This is a genomic window from Paenibacillus sp. RUD330 (genome assembly GCF_002243345.2).
GTDB lineage: Bacteria > Bacillota > Bacilli > Paenibacillales > Paenibacillaceae > Paenibacillus_O.
Map to the genome: position 1 here is coordinate 4772560 of NZ_CP022655.2, position 15322 is coordinate 4787881.

Below are 15322 nucleotides of genomic sequence, written 5' to 3' on the forward strand. Positions count from 1 at the left end.
TCTCCATTCGCGCGGCATGAACATGGCCTGTCTTGAACCTTTCCGCCCATGAAAATGGATGCCGGGCCTTATTTCAACGTTTTGGCCTTCAGGTTGATATGCGCGCAGTCGGTTCCGTTGATGTTGTTGAAGATGAAGTCGAGCTGGTAATCCCCGCGCACGTAGCTGATCTTCTTCTGCTGCGTCTTGCCCGTCTTGAAAATGACGGATGCGTCCGGCGCTCCCCACTGCTGCACGAGCAGCTTGACCGTTATGCTCCCGATATTCGTCTGGCGCTCCACGTTCGTGCCGAAGTAGCGCATCTCGCGGATTTTGCCCAGCTTGTAGTTGAAGGCGTAGCCGGGATGTCCCATGTCCGCCGTATACACGTCGAACCCGTCCGAGTCCTTCATCGGCACCATTGGCGCTCCGATCGTCTTGACGACGGTCTGGCGGGTGGTCTTTCCGACCGTGAAGGAATTGAAATCAGGGAACTGGCCCTTGAGAGCCGGTTTATAAAAGCTGTTCAGCTTGGCAGCGGCCTGGTCATGCGCCGATACGGCAGCGGTGGAAGCAGCCGCATGGGCGGATGAGAAGGGCAGAGCGGATCCGGCGCTGGCCAGAACCCCGGCGGCGAGAACGGCGAAGGCGGTTTTTTTCGTCCATTGCATGTTCATGATGAAGACCTCCTGTAGATTGGGGTATGGATACCCTTACCCATTTTAGAGATAAACTATTTACCTCGTAATGGATTCATATGTACCCGACGTCCTCGCCCGCCGATATGTTGCGCGGAATCTCACGTTAGGCGGACAGGCAATTTATCCCTCGAATCCTGAATAATCGGCTTGCCCGACAAAAAAAGCCCGGCAGGCTGCCGAGCAGCCTGCCGGACTCTATCCATTCCTTTTCTTCCCGCTCATGAAGCCTCGCTCAGTACGTCCACCAGTTGCCCGACATGACGATCATGGAGAACAGCTTGATGCTGTCTTCATAGTAGCCTTCGGCCGAGCTGCCCGCCGTCTTGGTCCAGACCGAGTTCAGCCAGGCCTGATTGGAGGAGTCGGTCATGGCGCTCACGCCGAACGGGGCGTAGAACGCGCCGCTGTTGTAGCTTCCGGCAACTCCGCCCGTCAGCGTGTATCCATCCTTGATGGAGGATGGATTGCTCGACGTCTTCGACTTGATCCAGCTGTTCATTTTCTTGAGCTGGCTCAGCGCCCGGCTGTCGCCGCTCAGAAGATAGTCGGTCGCGATCCGCCATGGCGTCCGGCAGGAGTTGTAGTTGTAATTGCCGTCCTGGTCGCTCTCCAGGAAGTTCGCCGGAGCCGGCTTGTAGGTGCCGCCGGAGTAGACGACAAAGTCGGGCAGCAAGCCCGTCGTGGAGCTGTTGTTCGCGAAAATCGCATTGATGATGGAATAAGTCTGGTCCGCCACCTGATCCCAGCGGGTATCGCCCGTCGCGGCCTTGAACGCCTTGAGATGGTTCAGCATGAAGTCGGAAGGGCGCGTCGCCGTCGCCTCCGTGCCGCTCGTCGCCCAGTCGCCGAGGCGCAGCGTCCAGCGGGACTGGTTCACGTCGCTCTGCATGATCGCATTGATGACCGACTTGGCCGCGGAGAGATAGTTGATCGTGCCCGAGCTGCCCCACTGGCGGTCGGCCAGCAGCAGCGAGTAGGCGATGTCCATGTCTCCGTCCGTGGCGGAATCCGGGCCTTCGACGTTCTGGAAGCTGCTGTTCTGCTTCCATGCCATGAGCGCGGAATTGTTCACGCTCGGATGGGCTTTGTAATAGGCGTACAGGCCGTCAAAATACGTTTTGGCGCCGCTGTCCGCTCCCGCCATGAGCACCGTCAGGAGCATGCCGTAGCCATGGGCCTCGGATACCGTTTCCCCGGCATCGTTGTATTTCACGTAATACTTGCCGCTGCCCGCCGTCTTCAGGTAATTGCTCTTCCAGGCGCTCCACTTGCTCTGGACGGAGCTGTCCATGGCGCTCTGCGTGACGTTGCTCGGCTTGATGGTGCCCGCCGTATAGGCGGCATGCTGCGGGAACGGCCGGCTTTCCCCGGCGCCGAAGGCGATTCCTGCCGGCAGCATGACGACGCACAGCCCCATGGAGATAAGCGCTTTCATTTTCGGTTGGAACTTTCCTTTTGCCATCCCTTTGATTCCCATTACATGATTCCTCCTCATTCATTTTGTCTTGTCAGCGGTCGACCTCGGTTCCGTGGCGAACTGCCTCTGCGATGCCCGTTTGCCTGCCTCACCTCCTTCAAAAGGGTCCGGCATGGACAGCCCCGGCGCCTGCATGGAAAATGCAGGATCGCCGGAATGCCTCCAGGCCCAATCATGTCTATCCGCCGGTCGGCGGCGACGTCGATTCGCGCACGACCAGCTCCGGCTTCAGCTCGAGCTGCTCCGCTCGTCCGCCTCCGAGCGAAGCGAGCAGCAGCTCCACCGCGCGCCGCCCGATCTCCTCCGCCGGCTGCCGCACCGTCGTCAGCTTCGGCCGGAACTGCGAGGCGATGATCTGGTCGTCGAAGCCGACGACCGACACATCCTGCGGAATGCGGATGCCCGCCGTCTTGAAGGCATCCATCATGCCCAGAGCGGTATAGTCGTCCGCGGCGAACACCGCTGTCGGCAGTCTTCCCGCCGAGATCCATCTGTCGGCCGCTTCCAGCCCCGACGAGATCTGGAACTGGCCCGGCTCGACCGAGAACGGCTCCAAGCCCGCCTCGAGCATCGCCTGCCTGAATCCCCTCTCCCGCTCGCGGCTGCTGAGGAACAGCTCCGGGCCGGCGATATGGGCGATCTCCCGATGCCCGAGCCCGATGAGATGGTTCGTCGCCATCAGCGCCCCGGCGTAGTTGTCCACGACGATGGCCGGCACGGCCGGAGCCGGATGCTGATGATCGACCATCACATAGGGGATGCCCCGCTTCTCCAGCTCCTTGCGATCCTCCTCCTCCCTCATCGGGGAGAGAAGAATGACGCCGTCAACATGCTCTTCCTGGAACAGCAGCGGAGAGCCGGCCGGCTCCTTGTCCGTCGAGACGGACAAGGTGAGGAAGTAGCCGCGTTCGGCAAGCCTCTCGCTGATGACCTTCACGACGGCGTCGAAGAAGGAATCGTCCAGCGTCGAGAGCTTCATTCCGATCAGGCTCGTTTTGCCTTTGGCCAGGCTGCGCGCGGCCGCCTTGGGCCGGTAGTCCAGCTCCCGCATGACCTGCAGCACCTTCTCCCGGTTTTTCTCCCGCACGGAAGGATCATGGTTGAGGACGCGGGAGACGGTGACGACCGAGAGTCCGGATTTTTTGGCGACATCGTAAATGCTTGCTTTCATGATTGCTTCTGGCTCCTTGCGGCGTAGGATGGCCTGCAGGCTGGCGGACCCGGCCCGGCCTACTTGTTGACCCGGCCGAGCAGCTTCTGCAGTTTTTGCTGAAGTCCCGGCAGCACTTCCTCCGGCTTCTTGTCGCCGTTCTCGACGCTCGCCAGCTCGTTGATGAACAGCTCGTTGATTTGGGAATAGTTGTCGATCAGATGGTTATACGATTCAAATCCGTATTTGTATGCGCCCTCGTACACCTGCTTGATCTGCGCCGCATCGATGCCGTCGAAGTGCGCGTAGTACGCCTCCGCCGCCTCCTGGTTGACGGGCGGGTTGCCGCCGGACAAGTCGATGGACTTCTTCTGCACCTCGGTGGATACGAGATACTTGATCCATTCCAGCGCTTCCTTCGGATGCTTGGAATCCTTGAGCACGAACAACGGATCGATATAGAGGACGCTGCGCACCTTCGGATTCGGCCCCTGCGGAACGGCCGCTACGCCGACCTTGAAGTTGAAGTCGCTCGATGCGGCCAAGCTCCACGAGCCGACGACGGACATGCCGATCTTGCCGGAGAGGAACGGATCGCCGAATTGTCCTGCGACGGATTTGCTGAACGCCGGCGAAGGCGAGACATGCTGATCCCAGATGAGGCCGTATATCTTCTTGTAGGCGTCGATAACCTCAGGCTTGTCGAGATTGACCTGGGACGGCTTGCCGCCGTTTGTCCACGTATCGTCCGAGTAGACATTGGCGCCGAAGTATTGAGGGCGCTGGTCCCGCTCCCCGAAGCCGAAGTCGAGGCCGTACTGGGCTTCCGCCAGATTTTTGGAGTCGACCGTCATCGCCTTGGCGTCCTCCACCATTTTATCAAACGTCCAGCTCTTGTCCTCGTAATCCGTCGGCGGATAGGAGAGTCCGGCCTTGTCGAACATATCCTTGTTGTACAGCAGGACGGACACATAGCTGTTCAGCGGAATTCCGTATGTCTTGCCGCCGACCTCGTAAATCTTCATCACGTTGTCCGGAATATGATAGTCGGCAGCCTTGAAGTCCCCGAGATAAGGCGAGAGATCCATCAGCATGCCTTTATTGTAATACTCCATGAATCCGCCGTATCCCCACTGGGAGGTGACGTCAGGCGAATTTTTGGCCGCGATCGCCGACTGCAGCTTGGAATCGAACTGCTCGTAGGGGGCCTTGGTCACCTTGATCTTGATGCCGGGATGCTTGGCTTCAAAGTCTGGAATGAGCTTCTCCACGAACGTGCGGTCCGGGGAATCGATCGTATAATGCGTGATGGTGACCGTATCGCCTCCCGAATTGCCGCTGCCGGAGCAGCCGGACAGGACAACCGTCAGGAGCGCTGCGGCGGCGGCCGATTTGGCGAGTTTTCCTGCAGGCTTGGCTGCGCTGTTGGCGAGCGGACCTGCTTTTTCGGTAGTGTTCATGAGTATCGTCCTCCCTGGATGGCGATAGTTTGGTGATATTGCGGTGAGTCTTGCTGGAAGCCGGAGGCATTTCCAATTGGCGGAAAAAGGGGCGCGGAAGGAAGGGTCTTTTCAATACCTGGATGAGCTGCATCAGCAGGAGCCTCAGCGGACGGGGCACGATGGGCCGGCCGGCAACCTTGCAAGCGCAGTCTACTTGATTCCGGTCAGGACGATTCCTTCCACGAACCTTCGCTGCGCGACGGCGAACAGGAGAATGATCGGCACCGCCGTCAGCATCGATGCGGCCATGAGCAGGTTCCATGGAGCGAGCCGGAACTTGGAGGACATCATCGAGGCGAGGCCGATCGGCAGCGTGAAGTTCTCCTGGGAATCCAGGTAGAGCACCGGCGTGAGCAGGTCGTTCCAGCTGCCGATGAAGGTGAAGATGGCCACTGTCGCCATGGCTGGCCCGGCCAGCGGCAGCGTCAGGTTCCAGAACAGCCGGAATTCGCTGCAGCCGTCGATCCGTCCCGCCTCGTACAGCTCGGAAGGCATCGTGGAGAAGAACTGCTTGAGCAGAAAAATCATGTACGCCGAGCCGAAGAAGTTGGGCAGGATGAGCGGCAGCAGCGAATCGTGAAGGCCGAGCTTCGTGAAGAGCAGGAATTGGGGAATCATGATGGCCGGATAAGGAAGCATCATCGTGCTGAGCACGAGCAGGAAGAGGAAACCGCTGGCCTTGGTCCGGTAACGGGCAAAGCCGAAGGCGACCAGCGCCGAGCTCAGGACGGTGCCGACGACGGCGGATACGGCGACGATGAGGCTGTTCATGTACTGCTGGCCGAACTTGATCTCGCCGTTGCGGAACAGCTCGGCGTAGTTGCCCCAAGCCGGCGCGTCCGGGAGCAGCTGCGGCGGATAGATCAGAAGCTCCTTGCTCGTCTTGAGCGAGGTCGACACCATGAAGGCGAGCGGCGACAGCATCGCCGCGGTGACCAGCAGCAGCAGGATCAGGCTGACGGCCTTGCTCCAGAGCTGCTCTCTTCGTCCGGCGCGGGAGGCAGGCTGGGCCTGCAGGCCGGCGGTTGCGGATGGACTCATGGAATCAGCGGCTCCCTTCGTAGTAGACAAAGCGGTTCGACGCCTTGAGGATGAACCAGGTGATGAGCAGCACGGCTGCGAGCAGGAGCCACGCCATGGCGGATGCGTAGCCGTAGCGGAAGTTTTTGAAAGCGCTTATATAAATGTTGTAGACGTAGAACCAGGTCGTGTAGTTGGGGCCCCCTTGGGTGATGGTGTAGGCCTGCGTGAACACCTGGAACGAATCGATGATGCCGACGATGAGCTGGAACAGGAAGACGGGAGATATCATCGGCAGCGTCACATGCCAGAAGGATCGCAGCCTGCCCGCCCCATCGAGGCGCGCGGCTTCGAGCAGCGAGGCGGGAACGCCCTGGAGCCCCGCGAGGAAGATCAGCATGCCCGCTCCCATTCCCCAGAGCGACATGACGATCAGCGCCCATAGCGCGAACCGCTCGTCGAGCAGCCAAGGAATCGGGTCCATGCCGAACAGGGACAGCACATAGTTGAACGGGCCGGCCTGCGGATTGAAGATCCAGGTGAACAGCAGCGACATGGCGACGCCGGAAATCATGCTCGGGAAGTAGATCGCGGTTCGGAAAAAGCCTTGAAAAGGAACCTTCTGATTGATGAGGATGGCGAGCAGCAAGGACAGGAGCAGAGTGAGCGGGACGCTGATGAACGTGTACTTGAGCGTGACGGAGATGGAATTCCAGAACTGCTCGTCATGGAACAGCTCGCGGAAGTTGCCCAGCCCGACCCATGCCGGGGCGTGGATGACGTCGTAATCGGTGAAGCTGTAGTACAGCGAGGCGAGGATGGGAAGCAAGGTGAGCACCGCAAAGCCGATCAGCCAGGGCGATATGAACGCGTAAAAGGCTCGGCTTTGGGAGGCTCCGATCGTTCTTTTCATCATAGGGACCCTCTCTTCGACAAAAGTTAAAGCGGTTTAACTTTTAAGGCAAAAAAATGGACCGCAGCCGAGGATACCTTCTCCCCGGAGTAGGATCGGGGTACCGGCCAACGAAAGTTAAACCGGTTTAATTATTTGATTGATGTCAGTATATTTCACGCCTGTAATTTTTGTCAATAACCAAAATCGAGGGCGGTTAGGATCGCCCCTCCATTCAGTAGCTTCATTCGACTTGGACGATTCGATCTCAAGGCGTCTGCCACTAAATTTCGCGGCTGTCTTCCAAAGTAGGGGCATGATGGGATACGGATCGGACATACGATCCGCTATTCGGCTCATTTGGACAGATAAGAGGATTTATCGGACATACGTTCCGTTATTTTTCAATTCTTACTCTCATACCGATACAATTTGCAGGAATAACGGATCCTATGTCCGATAGGATTCGAAATCCGTCCATTTCCCCAAAATAACGGATCCTATGTCCGATAAATCGGAAATCGGTCATTTTCTCTCCCGTTCTCCCCAATTTGGCTTCATGCACACAGAGTGCTGCAGGTTTCATACCGCAGCCGCTCAAAATGCTTCATTCCCAACTCTCTGCACGTTTCTTCCTTCCGCTTCCTCCATTTCCGTTGCCTCCCTCACCTCTGCCTCTTGTTGCGCCGTCTGTTTCATTTCTATGACGCTGCCTGCTTCATTCCCTGTGACTGCCTGCTTCATTTCTGTGTTGGCGCCTTCTTTATTCCTTCGGACGCTGCTTGCTTTAATTCCTGTAACTGCCTGCTTCATTCCCTGTGACTGCCTGCTTCATTCCCTGTAACTGCCTGCTTCATTCCCTGTGACTGCCTGCTTCATTCCCTGTGACGCTCCCTGAACCTATGTATGTTCGGTGCGCCCCCACATTCGGCGTTTTTCAAACACATCTTTCATGAGATCCTGCTGCTGGCGGGATCTCTGAATGCCTGCCCTACATTTCTCCGAGCATGTACCTCTGCTAGGCAGCAGGCAAACAAAATGAAAGACATGCCTTTCGGCATGTCTTTCAGGCACGTCTTTCAAGCACGTCTTTCAAGCACGTCTTTCAGGCACGTCTTTCAAGCACGTCTTTCAAGCACGTCTTTCAAGCACGTCTTTCAAGCACGTCTTTCAGGCACGTCTTTCAGGCACGTCTTTCAAGCACGTCTTTCAAGCACGTCTTTCAGGCACGTCTTTCAAGCACGTCTTTCAAGCACGTCTTTCAAGCACGTCTTTCAAGCACGTCTTTCAGGCACGCCTTTCAGGCACGTCTTTCAAGCACTTCTTTCAAGCACGTCTTTCAGGCACGTCTTTCAAGCACGTCTTTCAAGCACGTCTTTCAAGCACGTCTTTCAAGCACGTCTTTCAGGCACGCCTTTCAGGCACGTCTTTCAGGCACATCCTTTATATCACCGAAATCAATCCCAAACAGTCCCAATGCCGCATCTCAAATCTGCTCAAACACAAGGGATTCCAGCCGCAGGGAGGCTCCCCGAGCCTTGACGACAATCCGATGCGCGCCTTCCTCCAGAGCCGGCAGCTCAGCCTCCTGGACGGCTGCGTCCCAGCCTTCTGCCGGAGACAGCTCCGCAAGCGGATGCCCGTCCAGCTCGACCGCCGCCGCTCCGGCCGGATCGAGAGCGATCGCGTGGAGCTTCAGCCGGTACCTCGCTGCTTCGGCCGAATGCGCTTCGTCACCCTTATCCGTCTCCGCAGCCCCGGATCCGCCGCGGACGGTAACGTCATATGCCGCCCATTCGCCATCCTTCAGCTCAAGGCAGAGCCCACCCTCAGTATCCCAGCGATGCCAGCCCGGCTCCGTCGGAGGAAGCTTCGGACGGCCGTCGAGATCGCGGATCTCCATGCCGTCTTCCTTGCGGTAGCCGCTCTCCCATTCCTTGGCGCCCATGCTTCCGAAGCCGATGCCCGCTCCCTCGTAACCGTAATGGATGGCCGGGATGCGGACCGGCAGCCTTCGGAACAACGCGTGTACGACTTCCGGATGATAGCCGCATGCCTCCAGCGGGAGGCCATCCAGGTAAGCGCCCAGAATGGCGCGGGCCTCGGACGCATCCGGCTTCTCTCCGCCGTCCAGATAGGCGCCGAGCTTCTCCCAGCCGGCCGGCTTGGCCACCGAGCATGGGGAATTGACCGTGTCCATCTTCTTCCACGTCCAGAAATTCCAGCTGATGCCGTGGTCCTCGAATAACCGGAACGCTCCAACATACCAGTCCAGGTCGTTCTCCCCGCCCTCTCCCATGAAGATCGGCACATTCCAATCATCGCGGAATTCGAGGTACTTGCGGATGCTTTCCGTATCCGGGTTGTTCCAGTATTTGTGGAACTGATAGAGCACGTTGCCGTCCAGCTTCTCGGTGAAGATCGACCAGTCGGTCGACCAATGGACGCCCTCCAGGATGATCAGATGGCGCTCGTCGACCTCGCGGATGGCGGCGATCATGTCCCGGTACAGCGGCTGGGCTTCTCCGTTGTACTGTCCGTGATACTCCGGCAGCGGCTCGTTCAACAGGTCGTAACCCGCCACGATCCACTCGTCGCGGTAGCGCTCGGCCAGCATGCGCCACATGTCGATGGCCGCCTGCCGATGCTCCGGAGATATGTACAGCTCGGGCAGATCCTTCTCGGAATCGTCGATATTGGCCCCCGTCTGGCCGCCCGGCGCTCCGTGCATGTCCAGAATGACATACAGCTTCCATGTGCGGCACCACCCGATGACGTCATCGAGCAGCTTCAGCGCTTCATCATTGTAGCCTTGGGCATTCCGCTCTCCTTCCAGCAGCATCCTCGCATTGAAGGGAACCCGCACGGAGTTGAATCCTTCCATCGCCATCTGCCGGATATCTGCCTCGGCGGTATAGCGGTCACGGTACGTCCGCCAGAAAGCCACGGACTCCTCTTCCCCGATCAGATCGGACACCATGCGCTCGATGCGCCGCGGCCGGTCGCCGCCCTCGGGCAGCTTCCACATATAGCCCTCCGGCAGCAGCCAGCTTCCGAGCCCTGTTCCGCGCAGGATCAGATCCTCGCCTCTGCCGTTGACCAGCCGCTTTCCTTCCGCCCTTACCCAGCCTTCCACTTCCTGCTGACGGCTCTCCATATCCGGTTCCTCCCTGAGATAACGTAATCGGTTACATTTTCTTGAATCCATTCGGTCCGTTTCGCCTGTTACCCAGCATTTTCAGGAGCGACGGCGAAATAGGTCAACCGCCGCCGCCAGGTCAGGTCCGCCCTGGAATCGTGATTTTCAGGCAAATGCTTCACAAGCTTCAGCTCCTGCCGAGTCAGGAGCGTCCCGCACCATGCGTCAGCTGGCGGCTGCGGTACTCCAGCGGGGTGATGCCCTCCACTTCCTTGAACACCCGCGTGAAATGCTTCACGTTGTCGAAGCCCGACATCGTGCTGATCTCGTACACCTTCCGGTCGGAGCTGCCCAGCAGCTCCTTGGCCTTGGCCAGCCGGAGCCTGCGGAGGTACACCGAGAAGCTCTCCCCCGTATACTCCTTGAATGCCTGGCTGAAATAGGTGTAGTTGAGCGAAATATGATTGGACACCACGGCCATGTTCACGTCGCTGGCGAAATGCTCATGCAAATAATCGACCGCCTTCTGCATATCCTTGCGCTCGCCATGGGCGCCCCGGACGCCGGCGACATACTCGTCGAGGCGCTCCAGCAGCTGCTCCACCAGCCGGTAGTAGTCGTCGAAGCGCTCGAAGTTCTCGATATGGCCCGCCCGGCGGTACAGCCTCAGAATCTCGATGGACTCCTCGCCGTAGTGGCGGAAGACGCTGTCGAACACCTCTTCGTTCAGGACGCGGCTGATTGCCTCCAAATACCCGATCTCGCAGCGGCTCACCGTCCGGATATCCAGAATCTGCTGCAGCAGCCGCTTCATCTCCTGCAGCTTGCCCGTACCGAGAATATTGGACAGTCTTCGGACGGCCTCGACGGGAACCGGGCAGCCCGAGCTTCGGTCGCCAAGCCCGACATACGACAGCAGCTCCGACTCGGGATACAGCAGGAAGTATTTCAAAACCTGCCTGGCCTGGCTGCAGGAACGGCGCAGCTGGGCAATTCCCGAAGCGCGGGAGCTGAGCGCCATCCGGGCCGGAAGCAGCACGTTGCCGGACAGCTGCTCCGACAGCCGCCGCAGCAGTCCCTCGTCGGCCGCCGCAAGGACGAACAGCCCTTCCCGATCCCGGCAGGCCGTCCAACGCTCTTCTCCTCCGAGCGTTTTCACCGCCCTCACGATCAGGGACAGAGCATCGGCCCCGGCTGATTCCGGCATCCTCACCAAAGCCACGGAGAAGCCCGCCTCCAGCCAGCCGAGTCCGGCGCCAAGCAGCCTGCCGCGAATCTCGTCGATGTCCATCCGCTCCTGGGACAGGACGTAGGCAAGCTGTCCGCCGGAATCCTGCTGGCCCGGAGGAGGAGAAGAGGAAGCCGCCGCTTCCCGCTCCCTGCGGCGCTCGGCTTCCTCCTCCAGCCTCCCGAGAGCGGCAAACAGCTCCTCCCGAACGATCGGCTTCAGCAGATATTCCTTCGCCTGATAGCGTATGGCTGCCCGGGCGTAAGGGAAATCGTCGTGTCCGCTCAGGATGATGACTGCCGGAATCGAGGGAAGCTCCTGCATTTTCTCCAGCAGGGCGATGCCGTCCATGACGGGCATGCGGATATCGGTGATCATGATATCGATGCTCTCCCTGCCGAGAAGCTCCAGAGCCTCGCGGCCGTTCTCGGCGAAGAAATACGTGAAGCGGCCCGCAGACTGGCGCTCGATCATGGCCTGCAGGCCGAGCCGGATATTTTTCTCGTCGTCGACGATGAGCAGACTTAGCATCAGATGTTCTCCCCCCGTGTTAGAATCAGTTGCGGCAGCGTCATGACCACCTTCGTAAAGCTGCCCTCGATGCTCTCGATCCGGATGCCGTACTCCCTGCCGTAGCTCATGACGAGCCTATGGTCCACATTCCTCAGCCCGATGCCGCTTCCTTCACGGCCGCCCTTCTGCACGCGGCTCCTCAGCTCCTGATAGTCCGCTTCCTCCATCCGCAGCATGCCCGAGAGCATGCGCAGCTTCTCCTCGGGAATGCCGGCGCCGGAATCGGTCACCTCAATGACGCATTCGTTCATCCGGTTCGCGGCGGATACCGTCACGGTCAGCCGGGAGACGCCCGACTCCCCGTCCATGCCATGCTTGACGGCATTTTCCACGATCGGCTGGAGCGACATCTTGAGCACTTCCTGGTCCATGCATTCCGGCGGAATATCCAGCTTGAGCTCAAGCCGGCCATCATAGCGGACGTTCATGATCGCCATGTAATTCTGGATATGCTGGATCTCGTCCCGCAGCCGCACATGCCCCCTCGTCCATTGGAGGCTGTACCGCATCATGCCGCCGAGCGAGGTCAAGGAATCGGAGATCGTGTACTGGCCTTCGATCTCCGCCAGCATCTTGAGATTCTCCAGCGTGTTGTAGAGAAAATGCGAGTCGATCTGGTTTTTGAGCGAGCGCAGCTCCGCCTCCTTGGAGGCCGCCTGCCGGTTGACCTGGTCGACGATCAGCTCGTTGATCTTCTTCAGCAGCTGCCGGTAGTGATGGCCGAGCTCGCCGACCTCGTCGCTGCCCGTCACGGGCACATCCACGTGGAAGTCGCCGCTGCGCACCTTTTTCATGGAATCCCTCAGGACGCGCAGGCGCTTCAGAATGATCGACTGCATGAAATAGGACAGCAGGCTGAGGACGGCGACGAGCACCACGATCATGATGACGAGGTTGCCGCGCGTTCTCTGGATGTCGGCCAGCGTGTCCGTCCGGTTGACGAGATTGACGAGATGGACGTCCAGCATCGGGATATACGTGTGCAGCGCCAGATAGGATTGGCCTCCCTCCGAGAAGGCCGAGATGGCGTTCGCTTCCGAATCCGTCAGCTTCACATGCTTCAGCAGGCTCTCCGGCGTGTTGCTCCCGTAGATCGGCGCTCCCCTGTCGGTGTACAAAACGCCGTTGCGCCCCACCACCAGCAGCCGCGAGGTCGGATCCTGGACGCTGCCGAACGTCTTGTTGAAGAAGTTCTCCAGCTCCATGCTGACTTCCAGGATGCCGTTGTGGGTCGTATCGTCCGGGTATTTGAATTCCCGGAGAAGGGACACGTACGGAATTTCCACAAAGGGACCGGCAGTCGAATTGGTGAGGACGGAACGGTCCATTTGCAGCTCCCACCAGACCATGCCCTTCTGCTGCTTGACCGTATCGTACCAATACTTGGTTTTGATCCGGCTTTCATTGAGAATGACCGGCCAGAACTCATGCACGTACGGATTGTTGTTGAACAGCCGGATGTTGGCGATGCGCGGGTTGTTGAAGAGGAAATTCTGGAACATGCTGAACGTCTTGGTCTTGAACTCCAGCAGCCAGGCGGTATCCATATCCTCCTGCGTCTGGAGATAGTCGACCATCTCCCGGTTGGACAAGGCCATCTGCCCCGTCCATTCCATCAGCTCCATATTGTTGCGGATATTCGTCTTCTCGATGTCAAGGATGCTCTCGTTCTTCTTGGTCAGCTCCCGAATCGAGTAATCGGACACCCCGTGGAGCGTATACCAGGCGAACAGCACCACCGGCACGATGATGATGAGCACGAATGAAGCGATCAGCTTCACCTGCAGGGGAAGACTGCCCGCGTACTCCCGAACCGTTGCCGTCAACTGCCTTCCCGCTCTCGCCATGCCGCCTTCACATCCTGCCTCATGATGGTACAAGCCCGGTCATCCGCCTCGGAAGGAAGCGGACGGCCAGGCTTGATGGTCAACCTCTATCGGCCGGAGCCGGATGAATCATTTGCCGAAGGATTCAAGCTTTTTCAGGTTGGACTCGAATGCGGATTGACGGTAAGCATCGATCGCTTCCTGTTCGTTGCGGTCCTTCAGGTACTTGTTGAAGATCTCGTCGAATTCGGAATCCGATTTCGCCAGCAGCATCTTCGGCAGCGCTTTGCCCCACGCACGGTTGTTCTTGCTTTGGGCGACGCCTTCCTTGCTCGTAGCGGCCGGGTCGAGATTGTCGTATTCGGCCATGCTGATCGATTTGCCCTTCGTCCAGTCTTCCATCTGCTTGGAAGGCTCGACGCTAGGAGGCACCCACTGCAGGTTCATGTTCGTGTCCATGAGCATCCAGTACGTGAACGAAGCGCCGTATTTCTGGTCGAACGCCGTGCGGTCCTTGTTGAGCAGGTCCAGCACTTCCGGCTTGAACTGGTCTTTGCCGTCGATTGTATCATAGGTGACGCCTTTCTCACCAAGATACATATCTTTATTGCCTTCTTCGCTCATCAGGTAGCTGAGGAAAGCGATGGCGCGTTTCTTGTCCTTGACGTTTTTGGAGATCAGCGTGACCGTCCAGCCGGAGATGCCTGGACCGGACAGCGTCGGCTGCTCGCCGGCTGCGTTCTTCGGTCCGTCCACGGCGATGTAGACCATGTTCGGATCCTTTTGGAACAGCTGCGTGTTCTGCGCCGCGAAGTCTGAGCGCTGGTACAGCATCGCGAAGTAGCGGCCTTGGGCGATCTTTTCTTCCATCTGCGGACGCTTGTCGATGAAGATGTCCTTCGCCAGCAGGCCGTCCTGGTTCGCCTGGCGGAATACTTTCAGCCACTTGAGGTATTCCGGATCCTGGCGGCGGTCATACAGCTTGCCGTCCTTCACCTGAGGAATGGCAAGGAAGTTCTGGAGGTAGGCTTCAAGCGAGTAGTTGCCGGTTTCCGTGAATTCATGCAGGCCGAGCGGAATGAGCGGCTGGCCGTTCACATCCGGGAATTTCTCCTTGGCCATTTTAAGCGCATTCAGGAATCCTTCCGGCGTGCTCATATCCGGCTTGCCGAGCGCCTCGTACATATCCTTGCGGACGGCGAAGGTCTGGTTGGACGTGAAGTTCTCGCCGTATTTCTCGTAGTCGGCCGGGGACGACGATGCGTTCGGGTAGCCGTATACATTGCCGTCGTCCTTCGTATACCAGCCCACCTTGGCCGGGTCGGCGACCTTGAAGAAGTAGGGATCGTATTCCTTCGCCAGCTCGTTGAGCGGCAGCACCAGCTTGCCCTCGATCATCTTGCGGACGCCTTCCTCGTACCAGCCGAGCGTGATGAAGTCAGGCAGCGAGCCGGACGCCATCAGCGTGTTCAGCTTCTCGTTCTCGTTGCCGGCCGGCACGATGAAGTTCAGCTTGACGCCGGTTTTCTTCGTGATGTACTCGGCTGTTGCGTCGCCGCCCCACTTCTTGTTGAACCAGCTGAAGTTCATGTACCAGTCGAACGTGATCGGCGAGGTGTCTTGCTTCCAAGCCGGCTCGTCGCTCGCCGCGGGAGCCGGAGATGTCGATGCTTCCGTATTTGCCGCCGGAGCCGGAGATGCGGCGCCTTCGTTCCCTTTGCTGTTGCTGCCGGCATTATTGCCGCCTCCGGAGCAGGCCGCCACGGAGAAGGTCATGGCGAGCGCCAGAAGCGTCGTTGCCACCTTACGCGTTGTTCCCATTGAAAGTTGCCCCT

General features: G+C 58.8%; 11 protein-coding genes. All 11 read right to left on the bottom strand.

All coding sequences use genetic code 11. From position 1 onward, the window contains the following. Positions 1–68 precede the first annotated feature (68 nt). Positions 69–656, bottom strand: coding sequence for a YjgB family protein (locus CIC07_RS21830; RefSeq protein WP_076357988.1), 588 nt, complete (start codon positions 654–656; stop codon positions 69–71). A gap of 256 nt (positions 657–912) precedes the next feature. Beyond that, positions 913–2157, bottom strand: coding sequence for a family 8 glycosyl hydrolase (locus CIC07_RS21835; RefSeq protein ID WP_234992979.1), 1245 nt, complete (start codon positions 2155–2157; stop codon positions 913–915). 178 nt (positions 2158–2335) lie between these two features. Then, entirely contained in the window at positions 2336–3328 is a 993-nt protein-coding gene (locus CIC07_RS21840; protein WP_076357987.1) for a LacI family DNA-binding transcriptional regulator, read from the bottom strand. A gap of 59 nt (positions 3329–3387) precedes the next feature. Beyond that, the gene (locus CIC07_RS21845; RefSeq protein WP_083688281.1) at positions 3388–4767 is read right to left on the bottom strand and encodes an ABC transporter substrate-binding protein; all 1380 of its coding nucleotides are present in this window, start codon (positions 4765–4767) and stop codon (positions 3388–3390) included. Between the two features lie 192 nt (positions 4768–4959). Beyond that, on the bottom strand, positions 4960–5850 hold the full coding sequence (locus CIC07_RS21850) for a carbohydrate ABC transporter permease (protein WP_076357986.1): 891 nt from the start codon (positions 5848–5850) through the stop codon (positions 4960–4962). A gap of 4 nt (positions 5851–5854) precedes the next feature. After that, positions 5855–6745: a carbohydrate ABC transporter permease gene (locus CIC07_RS21855; RefSeq protein ID WP_327205389.1), complete on the bottom strand. Its 891-nt coding sequence runs from the start codon at positions 6743–6745 to the stop codon at positions 5855–5857. Between the two features lie 573 nt (positions 6746–7318). Beyond that, on the bottom strand, positions 7319–7534 hold the full coding sequence (locus CIC07_RS21860; protein ID WP_076357985.1) for a hypothetical protein: 216 nt from the start codon (positions 7532–7534) through the stop codon (positions 7319–7321). Positions 7535–8207: 673 nt separating this feature from the next. Next, positions 8208–9878 carry a cellulase family glycosylhydrolase gene (locus CIC07_RS21865; protein ID WP_076357984.1) on the bottom strand — a complete coding sequence of 557 codons (1671 nt, stop codon included), beginning with the start codon at positions 9876–9878 and terminating at the stop codon, positions 8208–8210. A gap of 184 nt (positions 9879–10062) precedes the next feature. Beyond that, positions 10063–11619 (bottom strand): response regulator, encoded by a 1557-nt coding sequence (locus CIC07_RS21870; RefSeq protein ID WP_076357983.1) that lies wholly within the window; start codon positions 11617–11619, stop codon positions 10063–10065. After that, positions 11619–13508 carry a sensor histidine kinase gene (locus tag CIC07_RS21875; protein ID WP_076357982.1) on the bottom strand — a complete coding sequence of 630 codons (1890 nt, stop codon included), beginning with the start codon at positions 13506–13508 and terminating at the stop codon, positions 11619–11621. The genes CIC07_RS21870 and CIC07_RS21875 overlap by 1 nt, the downstream gene beginning before the upstream one ends. Before the next feature lie 108 nt (positions 13509–13616). After that, on the bottom strand, positions 13617–15308 hold the full coding sequence (locus CIC07_RS21880; protein ID WP_076357981.1) for a type 2 periplasmic-binding domain-containing protein: 1692 nt from the start codon (positions 15306–15308) through the stop codon (positions 13617–13619). Positions 15309–15322 lie beyond the last annotated feature (14 nt).

What these genes read in the sequence shown, in the direction of transcription:
- CIC07_RS21830 (WP_076357988.1), bottom strand. Translation starts at nt 656, where the DNA reads ATGAACATGCAATGGACGAAAAAAACCGCCTTCGCCGTTCTCGCCGCC.
- CIC07_RS21835 (WP_234992979.1), bottom strand. Translation starts at nt 2,157, where the DNA reads ATGGGAATCAAAGGGATGGCAAAAGGAAAGTTCCAACCGAAAATGAAA.
- CIC07_RS21840 (WP_076357987.1), bottom strand. Translation starts at nt 3,328, where the DNA reads ATGAAAGCAAGCATTTACGATGTCGCCAAAAAATCCGGACTCTCGGTC.
- CIC07_RS21845 (WP_083688281.1), bottom strand. Translation starts at nt 4,767, where the DNA reads ATGAACACTACCGAAAAAGCAGGTCCGCTCGCCAACAGCGCAGCCAAG.
- CIC07_RS21850 (WP_076357986.1), bottom strand. Translation starts at nt 5,850, where the DNA reads ATGAGTCCATCCGCAACCGCCGGCCTGCAGGCCCAGCCTGCCTCCCGC.
- CIC07_RS21855 (WP_327205389.1), bottom strand. Translation starts at nt 6,745, where the DNA reads ATGATGAAAAGAACGATCGGAGCCTCCCAAAGCCGAGCCTTTTACGCG.
- CIC07_RS21860 (WP_076357985.1), bottom strand. Translation starts at nt 7,534, where the DNA reads ATGAAGCAGGCAGTTACAGGAATTAAAGCAAGCAGCGTCCGAAGGAAT.
- CIC07_RS21865 (WP_076357984.1), bottom strand. Translation starts at nt 9,878, where the DNA reads ATGGAGAGCCGTCAGCAGGAAGTGGAAGGCTGGGTAAGGGCGGAAGGA.
- CIC07_RS21870 (WP_076357983.1), bottom strand. Translation starts at nt 11,619, where the DNA reads ATGCTAAGTCTGCTCATCGTCGACGACGAGAAAAATATCCGGCTCGGC.
- CIC07_RS21875 (WP_076357982.1), bottom strand. Translation starts at nt 13,508, where the DNA reads ATGGCGAGAGCGGGAAGGCAGTTGACGGCAACGGTTCGGGAGTACGCG.
- CIC07_RS21880 (WP_076357981.1), bottom strand. Translation starts at nt 15,308, where the DNA reads ATGGGAACAACGCGTAAGGTGGCAACGACGCTTCTGGCGCTCGCCATG.